This window comes from Herbaspirillum sp. (genome assembly GCF_035644555.1).
GTDB lineage: Bacteria > Pseudomonadota > Gammaproteobacteria > Burkholderiales > Burkholderiaceae_D > Herbaspirillum.
Window position 1 is genome coordinate 1 of the sequence record NZ_DASQOH010000071.1, and the last position, 13,841, is coordinate 13,841.

The 13,841-nt window shown below is 62.4% G+C and carries 15 protein-coding genes; 9 read left to right on the top strand and 6 right to left on the bottom strand.

The features are described from left to right. On the bottom strand, nt 1-927 hold a 927-nt coding region (locus VE092_RS19855), incomplete at its 3' end, for an AI-2E family transporter (RefSeq protein ID WP_324879717.1). A gap of 458 nt (nt 928-1,385) precedes the next feature. On the opposite strand from VE092_RS19855, the gene VE092_RS19860 reads away from it, so the two are divergent. The 6 genes from VE092_RS19860 (at nt 1,386) to VE092_RS19885 (ending at nt 5,867) form a co-directional block, all read left to right on the top strand. Next, nucleotides 1,386-1,955: a GbsR/MarR family transcriptional regulator gene (locus tag VE092_RS19860; RefSeq protein ID WP_324879718.1), complete on the top strand. Its 570-nt coding sequence runs from the start codon at nt 1,386-1,388 to the stop codon at nt 1,953-1,955. A gap of 3 nt (nt 1,956-1,958) precedes the next feature. Further along, complete coding sequence (cydP, locus tag VE092_RS19865) at nt 1,959-2,249, top strand: cytochrome oxidase putative small subunit CydP (RefSeq protein WP_324879719.1); 291 nt, start codon at nt 1,959-1,961, stop codon at nt 2,247-2,249. 6 nt (nt 2,250-2,255) lie between these two features. Beyond that, complete coding sequence (locus tag VE092_RS19870) at nt 2,256-3,878, top strand: cytochrome ubiquinol oxidase subunit I (RefSeq protein ID WP_324879720.1); 1,623 nt, start codon at nt 2,256-2,258, stop codon at nt 3,876-3,878. Nucleotides 3,879-3,905: 27 nt separating this feature from the next. Further along, nucleotides 3,906-5,045 carry a cytochrome d ubiquinol oxidase subunit II gene (gene cydB / locus VE092_RS19875; RefSeq protein WP_324879721.1) on the top strand — a complete coding sequence of 380 codons (1,140 nt, stop codon included), beginning with the start codon at nt 3,906-3,908 and terminating at the stop codon, nt 5,043-5,045. Nucleotides 5,046-5,081: 36 nt separating this feature from the next. After that, nucleotides 5,082-5,252, top strand: a complete 171-nt coding sequence (cydX, locus tag VE092_RS19880) for a cytochrome bd-I oxidase subunit CydX (RefSeq protein ID WP_006464422.1) — start codon at nt 5,082-5,084, stop codon at nt 5,250-5,252. A 63-nt stretch (nt 5,253-5,315) separates the two neighbouring features. Continuing rightward, nucleotides 5,316-5,867 (top strand): DUF2867 domain-containing protein, encoded by a 552-nt coding sequence (locus tag VE092_RS19885; protein ID WP_324879722.1) that lies wholly within the window; start codon nt 5,316-5,318, stop codon nt 5,865-5,867. A 98-nt stretch (nt 5,868-5,965) separates the two neighbouring features. Here the strand turns inward: VE092_RS19885 and VE092_RS19890 are convergent, their stop codons facing one another. Further along, on the bottom strand, nt 5,966-6,400 hold the full coding sequence (locus VE092_RS19890) for an organic hydroperoxide resistance protein (RefSeq protein WP_006464419.1): 435 nt from the start codon (nt 6,398-6,400) through the stop codon (nt 5,966-5,968). A 242-nt stretch (nt 6,401-6,642) separates the two neighbouring features. Continuing rightward, a complete protein-coding gene (locus tag VE092_RS19895; RefSeq protein ID WP_324879723.1) occupies nt 6,643-7,119 on the bottom strand; it encodes a MarR family transcriptional regulator in 477 nt (158 codons plus the stop codon). A 176-nt stretch (nt 7,120-7,295) separates the two neighbouring features. On the opposite strand from VE092_RS19895, the gene earP reads away from it, so the two are divergent. Both earP and VE092_RS19905 read left to right on the top strand, forming a co-directional pair. Further along, nucleotides 7,296-8,489 (top strand): elongation factor P maturation arginine rhamnosyltransferase EarP, encoded by a 1,194-nt coding sequence (earP, locus tag VE092_RS19900; protein WP_324879724.1) that lies wholly within the window; start codon nt 7,296-7,298, stop codon nt 8,487-8,489. 112 nt (nt 8,490-8,601) lie between these two features. After that, entirely contained in the window at nt 8,602-9,177 is a 576-nt protein-coding gene (locus VE092_RS19905; RefSeq protein ID WP_324879725.1) for an elongation factor P, read from the top strand. A gap of 84 nt (nt 9,178-9,261) precedes the next feature. Here VE092_RS19905 and VE092_RS19910 read toward each other — a convergent pair whose 3' ends face one another. Further along, nucleotides 9,262-10,098 carry a FadR/GntR family transcriptional regulator gene (locus VE092_RS19910; protein ID WP_324879726.1) on the bottom strand — a complete coding sequence of 279 codons (837 nt, stop codon included), beginning with the start codon at nt 10,096-10,098 and terminating at the stop codon, nt 9,262-9,264. A gap of 173 nt (nt 10,099-10,271) precedes the next feature. Between VE092_RS19910 and denD the strand changes: the two genes are divergently transcribed. After that, nucleotides 10,272-11,246 (top strand): D-erythronate dehydrogenase, encoded by a 975-nt coding sequence (denD, locus tag VE092_RS19915; protein ID WP_324879727.1) that lies wholly within the window; start codon nt 10,272-10,274, stop codon nt 11,244-11,246. A gap of 109 nt (nt 11,247-11,355) precedes the next feature. Here the strand turns inward: denD and mmsB are convergent, their stop codons facing one another. After that, a complete protein-coding gene (mmsB, locus tag VE092_RS19920; RefSeq protein WP_324879728.1) occupies nt 11,356-12,249 on the bottom strand; it encodes a 3-hydroxyisobutyrate dehydrogenase in 894 nt (297 codons plus the stop codon). Between the two features lie 10 nt (nt 12,250-12,259). After that, entirely contained in the window at nt 12,260-13,768 is a 1,509-nt protein-coding gene (locus VE092_RS19925; protein ID WP_077238188.1) for a CoA-acylating methylmalonate-semialdehyde dehydrogenase, read from the bottom strand. Between the last annotated feature and the right edge of the window lie 73 nt (nt 13,769-13,841).

A 13,841-nucleotide genomic window follows, 5' to 3' on the forward strand; every position in this document is an offset into this window, starting at 1 on the left:
GCCCAGGATCACCATCAGCGGACTCACTTCCACCCCCTCGCTCATCAGGTAGGGATTGAGCACGTAGTCCTGGAACACCCGATACGCCACGATGAAGCCGACCAACCACAGCAGGTGGTCATAACCGCTGAAACCGGCCACCACCAGCGCCGCCGCACTGGCCGCCAGCGGACCGGCGAAGGGAATGAATTCCAGCACCGCCGCCAGGCCCGCCAGCAACATCGCGTACGGCACGCCCATCAGCGAAAAGGCGATGCTGTAGGCCACGAAGGTGGCAATGGAAAGGAACAACAACGCCCGCACGTAGCGCGAGAGCAGCACATCGAGGTCCTTGATGATGCCGTCCCACAGCTTGCGGTTGGAACGATTCATCCAGGACAGCATCTCGTCGCGCATGGCCGGCGCCTCCTTGATCAGCAGGAAGCTGATCACCGGCACCAGCACCAGGTAGATCAGGTTGCTGGCCGCGTGCATCACGCCTACTCCGAACTGCTTGGCCAGCGGCATGGCCTGGTCGGTCCCATTGGCCAACTGGTCGCGTACGAAGCCCAGGATGCGGGCGCGCAGCGGCTCGGCAAACCCCGGCAGCGGGATATTGGCGACGGCGTCGTTGGAGCGCAGCAGCGCCGGCAACTGCTCGGACAGGCGCAAGGCCTCCTCCTGGATGCGCGCCCCGAAAATGGTCGCCACCGCCGCCACAATGCCGATGGCCAGCACGAACACCACAGCGATGGACACCGTGCGCGGCACCCGGGGCGGACGTACCCGCTCGATCTGCTCCACCAGCGGATAGACCAGATAACTGAAGAAAACGGCGAACACCAGCACCAGCACGGTGGCCGAAATGGTATAGGTGACGTAGAGCAACAACGCCACCAGGAAGACGGTCCAGACGATCCTGGCCACGCGGAAATCGAAACCCAGCATAAACGTTCATCCTTGGAAATCGGTTGGCGGCGCGCCAGTGCACACGGTAGCAGGACGGCCCTCCCGGCCCTGCGGTGCGTCCCGGGCGAGCCCATCGGTACGGGGCTCATCATCGCTACGGATGAGCTGCAATCGCACCTTATTTGATCCGTATCATGTTTTCTATCAGCCAAGTTCTTCTGTAGCTGTAGGAAAGAGTGAAAATAACTTCATGCAGCGCAACACAGGACTGCGCTCTTGAGGAACCGGGAAGTCCACAAGACGCGATGCTTTCGTGACGTTTCGTTCACACCCTGTCTGGTGACCGCATAACACCACGCCCCGCGCAGCCGCACCGGGAGCGGGTCATTCTCATCCGTGATGACTGTTATCAGGAAATAATCAGGTGCCTGACATTGCGATGGGACAAGCAACTGCTTTAAATTTCAGTAATTACTGAAATTTCAAAAGTTACGAACATGGAAAACAACGTACTCAGCCCGCTCATGCAGCGCTTCATCAGCCATTTCGGCGAAATGGGCAGCCGCTGGGGCATCAATCGCACGGTCGGCCAGATCTATGCCCTGCTCTACATCTGCGGGCGGGCACTCAATGCCGACGAGATTGCCGAGTACCTCAGTTTTTCGCGCTCCAACGTCAGCATGGGCCTCAAGGAGCTGCAGTCCTGGCGCCTGGTGAAGCTGCTGCATAAACCCAGCGACCGGCGCGAATATTTCGAACCGCCCGGCGATATCTGGGACATCTTCAAGGTGCTGCTGGAAGAACGCCGCCGCCGCGAGATCGAACCTACCCTGTCCATGCTGCGCGACGCCCTGCTGGAGTCGCCCGGCGGACGCGACGACAAGGAAGTCCAGAAGCGCATGCGCGAGATGTATGAACTGATCGAACTGTCCAGTTCCTGGTTCGACGACGTACAGCGCCTCTCGCCGGAGACGCTGGTGTCGCTCATGAAGATGGGTTCCAAGGTCAAGAAACTGCTGGATGTGCGCGACAAGTTCCGTGTCGTTGGCGCCAGCGACAAGGAGTAAGCCATGCAACTGACGCACACACCCCGCAAATGGCAATGGCCGCGCCTGACCCAGTTGCCGCTGGGCGTCGAGATCACCCTGCTGCTGATCATCAAGATCGGCCTGATCACGGTCCTGGCCAAGACCTTCTTCGCCCATCCCGAAGCCAAGCACATGCGCATGCCGCTGCAAAGCGTGGAGCAGCGCATCCTGGCACCGTCGCCGGCCGCCACGCCGGGCGCTCTCCCCCTTCCCGCCAGTTCCTCAAGCCCAGCCAATTCCGCATTACCTGAAGCCACAAAACAACCGGAGTAACCCAACATGGTCCCCATCGATGAAGTCGTCTCGCTGTCACGGCTGCAGTTCGCCGTCACGGCGCTCTATCACTTCCTGTTCGTTCCCCTCACGCTAGGCCTGTCCTGGATCCTGGTCATCATGGAGTCGGTCTACGTCATGACCGGCAACCAGATCTACAAGGACATGACCCGCTTCTGGGGCAAGCTGTTCGGCATCAACTTCGCCATGGGCGTGGCCACCGGCATCACGCTCGAATTCCAGTTCGGCACCAACTGGTCCTACTATTCGCACTACGTCGGTGACATCTTCGGCACGCCACTGGCCATCGAAGGACTGATGGCCTTCTTCCTCGAATCGACCTTCGTCGGCCTGTTCTTCTTCGGCTGGGACAAGCTCTCCCGCAAGCAGCACCTGATCGTCACCGTGCTGGTGGCGCTGGGCTCGAACCTGTCGGCGCTGTGGATCCTGATCGCCAACGGCTGGATGAACAATCCGGTGGGTGCGGAATTCAACTTCGAGACCATGCGCATGGAACTGGTCAGCATGACCGAGGTGATCTTCAACCCGGTGGCGCAGGTCAAGTTCGTGCACACCGTGGCCGCCGGTTACGTGACGGCATCGATGTTCGTGCTGGGCGTCTCGGCCTGGTACTTGCTCAAGGCCCGCGACACCGCCTTCGCGCTGCGCTCCTTTGCGGTGGCTGCAGGCTTCGGCCTGGCCGCCACGCTCTCGGTGATCGTGCTGGGGGATGAATCGGGCTACACCGCCGGTGAAGTCAACAAGGTCAAGCTGGCCGCCATCGAAGCCGAGTGGGACACCCACCCCGCCCCGGCCGGCCTGACCCTGTTCGGCCTGCCGAATGACAAGGAAGAACGCACCGACTACGCCGTCAAGATTCCCTACGTGCTGGGCCTGATCGCCACCCGTTCGGCCGATACCCAGGTGCTGGGCATCAAGGATCTGAAGAAGGAACACGAAGCGCGCATCCGCAACGGCATGCTGGCCTATGCCGCGCTGACCCGGCTGAAGTCCGGCGACAAGTCGCCCGAGGCCCGCGCCGAGTTCGACAAGCTCAAGAAGGACCTGGGCTACGGCCTGCTGTTGAAGAAGTACACCAACAACGTGGTCGATGCCACGCCGGAGCAGATCAGCATGGCCGTGAACGACACCATCCCCAAGGTCGCGCCGTTGTTCTGGGCCTTCCGCGGCATGGTGGCGCTGGGCTTCCTGTTCCTGTTCATCTTCGCCGCCTCGTTCTGGTTCCTGGCCAAGAAGCAGCTGGCGCCGCAGCGCTGGCTGCTGCGCCTGGCCGTGATCGCTATCCCGCTGCCCTGGATCGCCGCCGAACTGGGCTGGATCGTGGCCGAATACGGCCGCCAGCCCTGGACGATTGCCGGCATCCTGCCGACCCACCTGTCGGCCTCCTCGCTGCAGCCGGGCAGCCTCTACTTCAGCCTGGCCGGATTCATCCTGTTCTATACCTTCCTGCTGGTGGTGGAAATGATCCTGATGGTGAAGTATGCCCGCCTGGGCCCCAGCAGCCTGCATACCGGCCAATACCACTGGGAAACCAAGGGTAGAGAAAGCGGCCCCGGAGATGTCCTGCCGCCGCCCCTGAATCCGTCGGCCAATGCCGGCAGCCACTAAGCCACCAGAAGAAATGAGGAAAGCAGAATGATCTTCGATTACGAAACACTCAAGCTGATCTGGTGGGCCTTCGTCGGCGTACTCATCATCGGCTTTGCGCTCACCGATGGCTTCGACTTCGGCGTGGGCATGATGTTGCCCTTTGCCGGCCGCACCGATACCGAACGGCGCATCCTGATCAACGCCATCGGCCCCACCTGGGAAGGCAACCAGACCTGGTTCATCACCGCCGGCGGTGCCACCTTCGCGGCCTGGCCGCTGGTGTATGCCACCGCCTTCTCGGGCTTCTACATCGCCCTGATGGTGTTGCTGTTCTCGCTGTTCTTCCGCCCGGTCGGTTTCGACTACCGCAGCAAGGTGGCCGATCCGCGCTGGCGCAATGCCTGGGACTGGGGCCTGTTCATCGGTGGCTTCGTGCCGCCCCTGATCTGTGGCGTGGCCTTCGGCAACCTGCTGCTGGGTGTGCCCTTCCACTATGACGACACCATGCGGGTCGAATACACCGGCAGCTTCTTCGCCCTGTTGAACCCCTTCGGCCTGCTGGCCGGCCTGTTGTCGGTGGCCATGCTGCTGATGCATGGCGCCGCCTTCGCCTTCGTCAAGACCGATGCCGTGGTGGCCGAACGTTCGCGCAAGACCATCATGGGCGCTGCCCTGGCGACGGTCCTGCTGTTCGTGGCCGGTGGCTTCTGGGTAGCCCAGATGCCGGGTTATCGCATCACCTCCATGCCCGACGCCAACAGCGCCTTCACGCCCCTGGCCAAGACCGTGGAAGTGGTCGCCGGAGCCTGGTTCGACAACTACGCCAAGTGGCCCGCGACCAAGCTGTTCCCGGCGCTGGGTGTGGCCGGTGCGGTGCTGGCAGCGCTGTTGGCCATGGTGCGCAGTGCCCGCCTGGCCTTCATTGCCAGCGGCCTGTCGGTGACCGGCATCATCCTCACCGCCGGCATGTCGCTGTTCCCCTTCATCATGCCCTCCTCGCTGGACGCCAAGAGCAGCCTGACCCTGTGGGATTCGGTCTCCAGCCACAAGACCCTGGGCCTGATGTTCTGGATGGCGCTGATCTTCCTGCCGCTGATCATTCTCTACACTGGCTGGGTGTATCGCGTGGTCAAGGGCAAGATCACGGCCAAGGACATTCACGACAACGAACATACGGCGTATTGATTACGCGCAATCGCAATCTGGAACAAGGAGAACATCATGTGGTATTTCGCCTGGATACTCGGCATCGGCCTGGCGCTGGCCTTCGGCATCATCAATGTCATGTGGCTGGAAGCCAACTACGCCTTCGGACGCCGCAAGGCTGAGGAAACCCACGAGCGCTTCGCCAGCGCCCGCGCGGCGGAAAAGCAGCGGCGCAACGGCAAGTAGGCTCGGAGGAGCAAGCCGGTAGCCCTGCTACCGGCTTTTTTTTCAACCCGCTTCGAGGTCATCATGCCTGCATCGCGCTTCCAGCACACCGAAGAGATCGCTCCTGCCCCGCGCCACTGGGCCCTGCTGCCCGGCGCCGGTTTCGCCGACAGCTTCCGCATCCGGCTTACGCCGCAACTGGCACAGTTGAACACCACCGAGATCACCGCCAGGATGATGGCCGCGCAACCGGCCTGGATCAGCGCCCTGCTGGCACTGCGCGACCGGCTGGTGGCACCGCTGGGCTTGAAGCGCGCGTCGGACAACGGCGCGCCGGCCGGATTCCCGCTGTTGATGGCCGAGCCGCGCCGGGTGGTGATGGGGCTTGATGACAGCCACCTCGACTTCCGCCTCTGCGTGGAAAAGTCATCCGGCCATGCTGCGGAGGCGACCAGTGATGCCAATGATGTCGGCAATGTCGACGATGTCGGCGACCAGTGGCTGACCGTCACCACGGTAGTGCGCACCAAGCGCTGGCTGGGCGAGTTCTATCTGGCTGCGATCATGCCCTTCCATCGCTGCGTGGCCCGCACCCTGCTGCAGGGGCTGCTGCGCGAACCTTCCGGGACCGGCTGAGCCGCCGCATTCCCAAAAGAATCGCCGCTGGGACCGAAGTCGCAGCGGCGATTTTTTCATGCGCGCTTCCCGTACAGGGAAACGGCTGCATCAAGCAATTACACCAGGTTCAGGGTCACGTTGATGTTGTCGCGGGTGGCGTTGGAGTACGGGCAGACTTGGTGAGCCTTGTTCACCAGGTCTTGCGCCACGGCCTTGTCCACGCCCGGCAGCGAGATGTTGAGCTCGGCTTCGATGCCGAAACCGCCCGGGATCTGGCCGATGCCGACCTTGCCGGTGATGCTGGCGTCAGCCGGCAGGGCCACCTTGGCTTGGCCGGCGACGAACTTCAGCGCGCCCAGGAAGCAGGCCGAGTAGCCGGCGGCAAACAGTTGTTCCGGGTTGGTGCCGTTACCGCCGGCGCCGCCCAGTTCCTTGGGGGTCGACAGCTTGACGTCCAGGACGCCGTCGGAGGACTTGGCAGAACCTTCACGGCCGCCGGTAGCGGTGGCGGTGGCGGTGTACAGGGCTTTTTCGATCTTGTTCGAGGGCATGGTCTTTCCTTTCAATGTTCAGGTTAAAACCCTAGCGGGTTCCGTTTGAGGGGCATGGCGTCGAAAGATTCGCTTTCGATCACCATCGACTTGCTAAATCATCCTGCTACTTCAGCGACTTCTGCTACTGCGTGATGCGTGTATGACGTGTGATGCTTTCGTTTTGCTGCCTGCTGCGATAATGCTATAAATAATTCACTATATTATTGCGCGCAATATAAAAACCAGTGTAACAGGCCCGATCACTGCTCTTCGGCGCCATACAAACCCTTGCGGACTTCCTTCAGCTCCACCACCAGCTGCCTGACCTGATCCAGCGCGGGCAACATGCAGCTCATCTGCAGCGGCACGGCCTTGGCCTTTTCGCGCAGGGCGCGGCCGGCATCGCTCAGGCTCACCACCACCCGGCGCTCGTCACCGGCGTCGCGGTTACGATGCAACAAACCCATCGTTTCCATGCGCTTGAGCAGCGGGGTGAGCGTACCAGAATCCAGGAACAGGCGGCTGCCCAGCTCCGATACGGTCACCTGATCCTTTTCCCACAAGACCATCATCACCAGGTATTGCGGATAGGTGATCTCCAGCGGGGCCAGGATCTTCTTGTAGGCCTTGGTCATTGCCAACGACGCAGAGTACATCGCGAAACAGAGCTGGTTGTCGAGAAGCAGGGCTTCGTCGATCAAGGCATCCGGTAGCGTCGTTGTGTGCGTCTTGTCCATGGATCGAATATTAAACCGCTCAAAATTAAATTGCAAGCTATTTAATTTGAAAAATCTTGAGTGTGTTGTTCAAGGCCGTACAACTGCCGTGCAGCTGCCGTCTCCACAAATGGGTATCATGCAGCCCTGCTGCTGTTTATCTGCTTACCGTCTATCTCCATTCCCTGACCCGCCCTATGCCTGCCGCCCGCAATCCCCTGCACTCCCTGGACCTGTTCTGCAAGGTCGTCGACAACTATGGGGACATCGGCATCTGCTGGCGGCTGGCGCGACAGTTGGCGCAGGAGCATGGCCTGGCGGTACGGCTGTGGGTGGATGACCTGGTGAGCTTCCAGCGGATCTGGCCGGGTGTACGGGCCGATGTCGCCACCCAGGAGCTGGCCGGCGTGACCGTGCAGCATTGGCGCGGGCAGGATGGCAGCTACGGGCCGGCCGACGTGGCCGACATCGTCGTCGAGTTCTTCGGTTGCGAGATTCCTCCCGGCTACGTGGAGGCCATGGCACAGCGTCCGGTCAAGCCGGTCTGGTTCAACCTGGAAGGCTTGTCGGCCGAGACCTGGGTCGAGGGGTGCCACACCCTGCCCTCGCCGCATCGCTCGCTGAAGCTGACCAAGTATTTCTTTTTCCCCGGCTTCAACCAGCGTACTGGCGGCCTCACGGTCGAGGCCGGACTGGAAGCGCAACGGCAGGCTTTCCTGGCCAGTAACGAAGGCGCCACCCTGCTGGCGCGCCTGGGTGTGACGCCGCAGGAGATGCAGGGCTGCAAGGTCTCGCTATTCTGCTATGAGTACGCGCCCATCCGCGAACTGTTTGCAAGCTGGCAAGATTCCCCGGTGCCTGTGACCTGCCTTGTGCCGGAGGGCGTGGGCCGTGCCGCCGTCGAGCAATTCCTGGGTTCGCCCATGGTTCCCGGCGCGGGCGCCACACGCGGCGCCCTGAGTGTGCGGGTGCTGCCCTTCGTGGCCCAGACCGACTACGACCGCCTGCTGTGGAGCTGCGACCTTAATTTCGTCCGGGGTGAAGATTCCTTCGTACGCGCCCAATGGGCCGGCAAGCCCTTCATCTGGAACATCTATCACCAGGACAAGAACCTTCACCACACCAAGCTCAACGCCTTCCTGAAGATCTACCACCCGGCCACGGCCGCGATTGCCGACCTGAACCGGGCCTGGAACGGCGCCTATCCCGGCGAACTCGACTGGCATGCCAACTGGCGCGCGGTCCAGGCCGAGCTGCCGGCCGTGACCGGGGCAGCTGGGCAGTGGCTGCAGGAGATGTTGGCAAATGGCGACTGGATGGACAATTTGCTCCGCTTCGCCCGTCAGCTGGTCGAGCAGGAGTGGAACAGCGCTGAAAATGGGTTAAAATAGCGGGCTACAGTTTTAACGCAGTTTGGCATTCAATCGTACGTGGGCTTGCGGTGAAGTTTTACCAGTGGGCTACTGACAGTTTGAAAAAACCTACTTTTCACGACACATCGCTATGAAATTTGCAAAAGAAATCCGCGTCGGCAACATCATTATGGTCGACAGCAAGCCCATGATCGTCCTGCGCTCGGACGTCAACGGTTCTTCCCGTACCGGCTTCACCTACAAGTGGAAGATGAAGAACCTGCTGACCAACAGCCCCCAGGAAAGCGTCTTCCGTGGCGACGACAAGTTCGACGTCGTGGTGCTGGACAAGAAGCCGGTGACCTACTCGTACTTCGCTGACCCGCTGTACGTCTTCATGGACGAAGAGTACAACCAGTACGAAATCGAAGGCGAGAACATGGGCGATGCCATCGGTTACCTGAAGGACGGCATGCAGTGCGAAGCCGTGTTCTACGACGGCAAGGCCATCTCGGTCGAAATGCCCACCACCATCGTGCGCAAGGTGGCCTACTCGGAACCGGCCGTCAAGGGCAACACCTCGGGCAACGTCCTGAAGGAAGCCAAGATCGAAAACGCCATCGAAGCCAACCAGCTCACCGTGATGGTGCCGCTGTTCGTGAGCCAGGATGACGACATCGAAATCGACACCCGCACCAACGAATACAAGAAGGTCGTGCGCGGCTGATCCTTGCCGATGCCAATAAAAAACGCTGCCTCGTGCAGCGTTTTTTTATGCCCGTTCAGCCGCCATCCCGGCGCCCTTCCGCAGTCAATTCCCGCTCTTCATCCGCGCCAGGTCCCGTGCCGCCGCCTGCCCTTCGGCACTGGCCCAGAACGCCTTGTCCGCCGCCTGGATGCGCTTGGCCGAATTTTCCATATGCAGCAAGGCCGCCGTGCGCGCCGCGTCAGCATCGCCCGCGCTGATGGCCGCAGCCAGCGCCGCATGCTCGGCGCGCACCTGTTGCACGAACTCGCTGCTGCGCGCCTCGTTCATGCGCGCCACGCGGATGGCGGCATGCAGGAACTGGCTCAGGAACTGCACCAGCGAGGTATAGAGCGGATTATGCGAAGCATTGGAAATGGCCGCATGGAAGGCGAAGTCTTCCTGCACGCCATCGCGGCCAGCCGCCGCAGCCGCATCGATGGCCTGCAAGGCCAGCTGGATGGCCTGGTTCTGCGCCTTGCTGCGGCGCTGCGCGGCCAGCGCCGCCATCTCACCCTCGACCCCACGCCGCAACTCGATCACCCGCAGCACGGCCTGGATGGAATCGCGGCCATCATCCCCGCCCAGATCGAGCCGGAACGGCGTGGTCTGGGTCACCGGCAACACGACCGTCCCGCTGCCCCGCCGCGAACCGACCAGGCCTTCTGACTTCAGCCGCGAAATCGCCTCGCGGATCACTGTGCGGCTCACCGCAAAGCGTTCGGTCAGCTCCATCTCCGAAGGCAGGCGCGCATCGGGTGCAAACTCGCCGCCCCGGATCTGCTGCGCCAGGACGCTGGTGACATGGTCAGCCAGCGTGGTCTTGCCGCGCACGTTCGCCGCCATCGATGCGAGGGCCGATCCCTGCGGCCTGGAGGAGGAGGATGTCTTCATGGCGCGCATGATACCGCGCCATCTTTGGCTTTTGCGACTTCTTTCAAACGCGCACAAAGTTGTATTACAACTTTGCTATAATCGCTGTCGAACGACGGGCTGATAGCCCAGAGACTGCAACCATGCGCCTGGTGTCAGGTCCCCCGACCCAGACCAGCGACCACAGACCACGAGGAGAACACATGCATATCGTCATCACCGGCGGCGCCGGCTTCCTGGGCAGCCGACTGGCACGCCAGCTGCTGCAGCGCGGCACCCTCACCGGCCGCGACGGCCAGCAGCAGGAGATCAAGCGCATCACCCTGCTGGACGTGGTGCCGGCCCAGGGCTTCAATGATCCGCGCATCGAAGCGGTCACCGGTGACATCGCCGACGCCGCCGTGATCGAGCGCGTCATCACCGCCGAGACGCAATCCATCTTCCACCTGGCCGCCATCGTCAGCGGCCACGCCGAGGCCGACTTTGAACTGGGCATGAAGATCAACTTCGACGCCACCCGTGTCATCCTGGAACGTGCCCGCGCCGTGGGCAGCAAGCCGCGCGTGGTGTTCACCAGCTCGGTGGCGGTGTTCGGTGGCGAACTGCCGGCCGTGGTGCCGGACAACACCCTGCTGATGCCGCAAAGCTCCTACGGCGCGCAAAAGGTGATGGGTGAACTGCTGGTGCAGGATTATTCACGCAAGGGTTTCATCGACGGTCGCGCCCTGCGCATGCCCACCATCTCGGTGCGCCCGGGCGCGCCCAACAAGGCGGCCTCCAGCTTTGCCTCCGGCATCATCCGCGAACCGCTCAATGGCCAGCCCTCGGTCTGCCCGGTCACCCCGGACACCCGCATGTGGCTGATGTCGCCGCGCCAGGCCATCGCCAACCTGATCCACGGTCATGAAATCAATGGCGCCGACCTGGGCCTGGCACGCTTCCTGTCCATCGACGGCCTGTGCGTCACCGTCAAGGACATGGTCGATGCCCTGGAACAGGTGGCCGGCGCGGACGTGGTCAAGCTGATCGAATGGAAGGAAGACGAAGCCATCAAGCGCATCGTCAACTCCTGGCCCGGCCAGTTCGAAGCCAAGCGCGCCAAGGCCCTGGGCTTCACCGCAGATGCCAGCTTCGCCGACATCATCCGCGCCCATATCGAGGATGAAGTAAAGAAGTGAGGAAATGAGCAGCAAGTGAAGGGACTAGCTGCAGCTCTCCATGCAGCAACACGAAGAAAGGGACGACCCGCAGGTCGTCCCTTTTCGTTGGCAGCCTCTTTCGGTTGGCTTACTGCGCCTTGCCCAGCATGTTGAAGATGCTGGAGAAGTCCAGCTTGCCGGCGCCATTCATGCTGTGGATGTCGTACAGATTGCGCGCCGTCGCCCCCAGCGGGATGGCGCAGTTGGTCGCCAGTGCGTTTTCCACGGCCAGGCCCAGGTCCTTCAGCATCAGGTCCACCCCGAAGCCGCCGGCATAGCCCTTGGAGGCCGGCGCAGTCTCCATCACGCCGGGGCAAGGGTTATAGACTTCCAGCGTCCAGTTGCGCCCGGAGCTCTTGGACATGATCTCCGACAACACCTTGGGGTCCATGCCATTGGCAATGCCCAGGCGGATGGCTTCCGAGGTCCCGATCATCAGGATGCCCAGGAGCATGTTGTTGCAGACCTTGACGGTCTGGCCGCTGCCGCTCTCGCCGGCATGGTAGATGGCCTTTCCCATCTTCTGCAGATAGGGCTGGGCCGCCTCGAAGGCTTGCTGGCTGCCGCCCACCATGAAGGTCAGGGAGCCGGCGGTGGCGCCGTTGGTGCCACCGGAAACCGGCGCATCCAGCATCTCGAAACCACGCTCCCGGGCCGCTGCGGCCACCTTGCGTGCCGCTTCCGGCGCGATGGTGGAGCAGTCGATCAGCAGGGTGCCGGGCTTGGCCGAGGCCAGTACGCCGGCCTCGCCCAGGTAGAGCGACTCCACGTGCCGGCTGGCCGGCAGCATGGTGATGACCACGTCGGCCTTGGCCACCGCCGCCATGGAATCGGCCTCGGTCTTGCCGCCGGTCTCGACCAGCTTGTCCACGCTGGCCTTGACCAGGTCATGACCGCTGACCGAGAAGCCGGCCTTGACCAGATTCTGCGCCATCGGCAACCCCATGTTGCCCAGGCCGATAAAGACGATGTTGGCGCTCATGCTGCTCTCCTCACTTCAGGGTGATGGTGGTGTTGACCTGGCCAGCCTCTTCATCGGGCGCATACCAGCGCGCGGTGACGGTCTTGGTCTGGGTCCAGAAGGTGACTGCCTGCTTGCCGTTGGGACCGAGGTCGCCCAGCTTGGAAGCACGCGAACCGGTGAAGCTGAAGTACGCCACCGGCACCGGGATGGGCACGTTGATGCCGACCTGGCCGACGTCGATCTCGTTCTGGAACTTGCGCGCCGCATAACCGGAGCTGGTGAAGATGGAGGTGCCGTTGCCGTTCGGATTGGCGTTGATGAAGGCAATCGCCTCGTCCAGCGTCTCCAGTTCCACGATGCACATGGCCGGGCCAAAGATTTCCTGGGTGTAGATATCCATCTCGGGCTTGACGCCGGTGAAGACGGTGGGGCCGACGAAGTTGCCCTTCTCGTTGCCGGCCACGGTGCAATTGCGGCCATCCAGCAGCAGCTTGGCACCCTGCTCCACACCGCTGGCGATGAGGCGCTCCACGCGTTGCTTGGCCGCCTGCGACACCAGCGGGCCGACATCGGCCTTGCGGTCGGTGCCCGGGCCGACCTTCATGGCCTTGGAGCGTTCGACGATCTCGGGAATCCACTCGCGGGTCTGGCCCACCAGCACCACCACCGAGTTGGCCATGCAGCGCTGGCCGGCCGCACCGAAGGCCGCACCCAGCAGGTTGTTGATGGCCTGGTCCTTGGGCGCATCGGGCAGCACGATGCAGTGGTTCTTGGCGCCCATCATGCACTGGGCGCGCTTGCCGGCTTCGCTGGCGCGACGGTAGATATGGGTGCCGACATGGGTGGAACCGATGAAGGAGACCGCCTTGATATCCGGATGGTCACAGATCATGTTGGCCACGTCGGGGCCGCCATGCACCACGTTGAGCACGCCCGGTGGCAGGCCGGCCTGGTTGGCCAGCTCGACCAGGAACAGCGACGAGGTGGGGTCCTGTTCGGAGGGCTTCAACACGAAGGTATTGCCGCAGGCCACAGCGATGGGGAACATGAAGCAAGGCAGCATCACCGGGAAGTTGAAGGCGGTGATGCCCGCCCCCACGCCCAGCGGCTGGTACAGCGTGTAGACGTCCACCCCGCCGGCCACGTTCTCGGCCAGCTCGCCCAGTTGCAGGGAGGTGATCGAGCAGGCGTGCTCCACCACTTCCAGGCCGCGCATGACTTCACCCTCAGCGTCCGGCAGGGTCTTGCCGTGTTCACGGGTGATCAGTTCGGCCAGCGGGGCGATGTTCTCGCGCAGCAGTTGCTGGAACTTGAGCATGATGCGCATGCGCTGCGCCAGCGAGGTATTGCGCCAGGTCTTGAAGGTTTCCTTGGCGTTGGCGACGGCGCGATCGACTTCTTCCTTGGTGGCGAAGGGAACGCGGGCCACCACTTCCTGGGTGGCCGGGTTCAGCACGTCGCGCCACTCCTTGGAAGTGGACTGCACCTTTTCACCGTTGAGGTAGAGGGGAACGTTGGGGATATTGGCTTGGCTCATTGCGGTTTCCAGTGTGAAGAGGTGGGAGAGGTGAGGAGAGCACGGCCGGGAGCAGCGCTCCCGGCTTGAACGA

What these genes read in the sequence shown, in the direction of transcription:
- VE092_RS19860 (WP_324879718.1), top strand. Translation starts at nt 1,386, where the DNA reads ATGGAAAACAACGTACTCAGCCCGCTCATGCAGCGCTTCATCAGCCAT.
- cydP (WP_324879719.1), top strand. Translation starts at nt 1,959, where the DNA reads ATGCAACTGACGCACACACCCCGCAAATGGCAATGGCCGCGCCTGACC.
- VE092_RS19870 (WP_324879720.1), top strand. Translation starts at nt 2,256, where the DNA reads ATGGTCCCCATCGATGAAGTCGTCTCGCTGTCACGGCTGCAGTTCGCC.
- cydB (WP_324879721.1), top strand. Translation starts at nt 3,906, where the DNA reads ATGATCTTCGATTACGAAACACTCAAGCTGATCTGGTGGGCCTTCGTC.
- cydX (WP_006464422.1), top strand. Translation starts at nt 5,082, where the DNA reads ATGTGGTATTTCGCCTGGATACTCGGCATCGGCCTGGCGCTGGCCTTC.
- VE092_RS19885 (WP_324879722.1), top strand. Translation starts at nt 5,316, where the DNA reads ATGCCTGCATCGCGCTTCCAGCACACCGAAGAGATCGCTCCTGCCCCG.
- VE092_RS19890 (WP_006464419.1), bottom strand. Translation starts at nt 6,400, where the DNA reads ATGCCCTCGAACAAGATCGAAAAAGCCCTGTACACCGCCACCGCCACC.
- VE092_RS19895 (WP_324879723.1), bottom strand. Translation starts at nt 7,119, where the DNA reads ATGGACAAGACGCACACAACGACGCTACCGGATGCCTTGATCGACGAA.
- earP (WP_324879724.1), top strand. Translation starts at nt 7,296, where the DNA reads ATGCCTGCCGCCCGCAATCCCCTGCACTCCCTGGACCTGTTCTGCAAG.
- VE092_RS19905 (WP_324879725.1), top strand. Translation starts at nt 8,602, where the DNA reads ATGAAATTTGCAAAAGAAATCCGCGTCGGCAACATCATTATGGTCGAC.
- VE092_RS19910 (WP_324879726.1), bottom strand. Translation starts at nt 10,098, where the DNA reads ATGCGCGCCATGAAGACATCCTCCTCCTCCAGGCCGCAGGGATCGGCC.
- denD (WP_324879727.1), top strand. Translation starts at nt 10,272, where the DNA reads ATGCATATCGTCATCACCGGCGGCGCCGGCTTCCTGGGCAGCCGACTG.
- mmsB (WP_324879728.1), bottom strand. Translation starts at nt 12,249, where the DNA reads ATGAGCGCCAACATCGTCTTTATCGGCCTGGGCAACATGGGGTTGCCG.
- VE092_RS19925 (WP_077238188.1), bottom strand. Translation starts at nt 13,768, where the DNA reads ATGAGCCAAGCCAATATCCCCAACGTTCCCCTCTACCTCAACGGTGAA.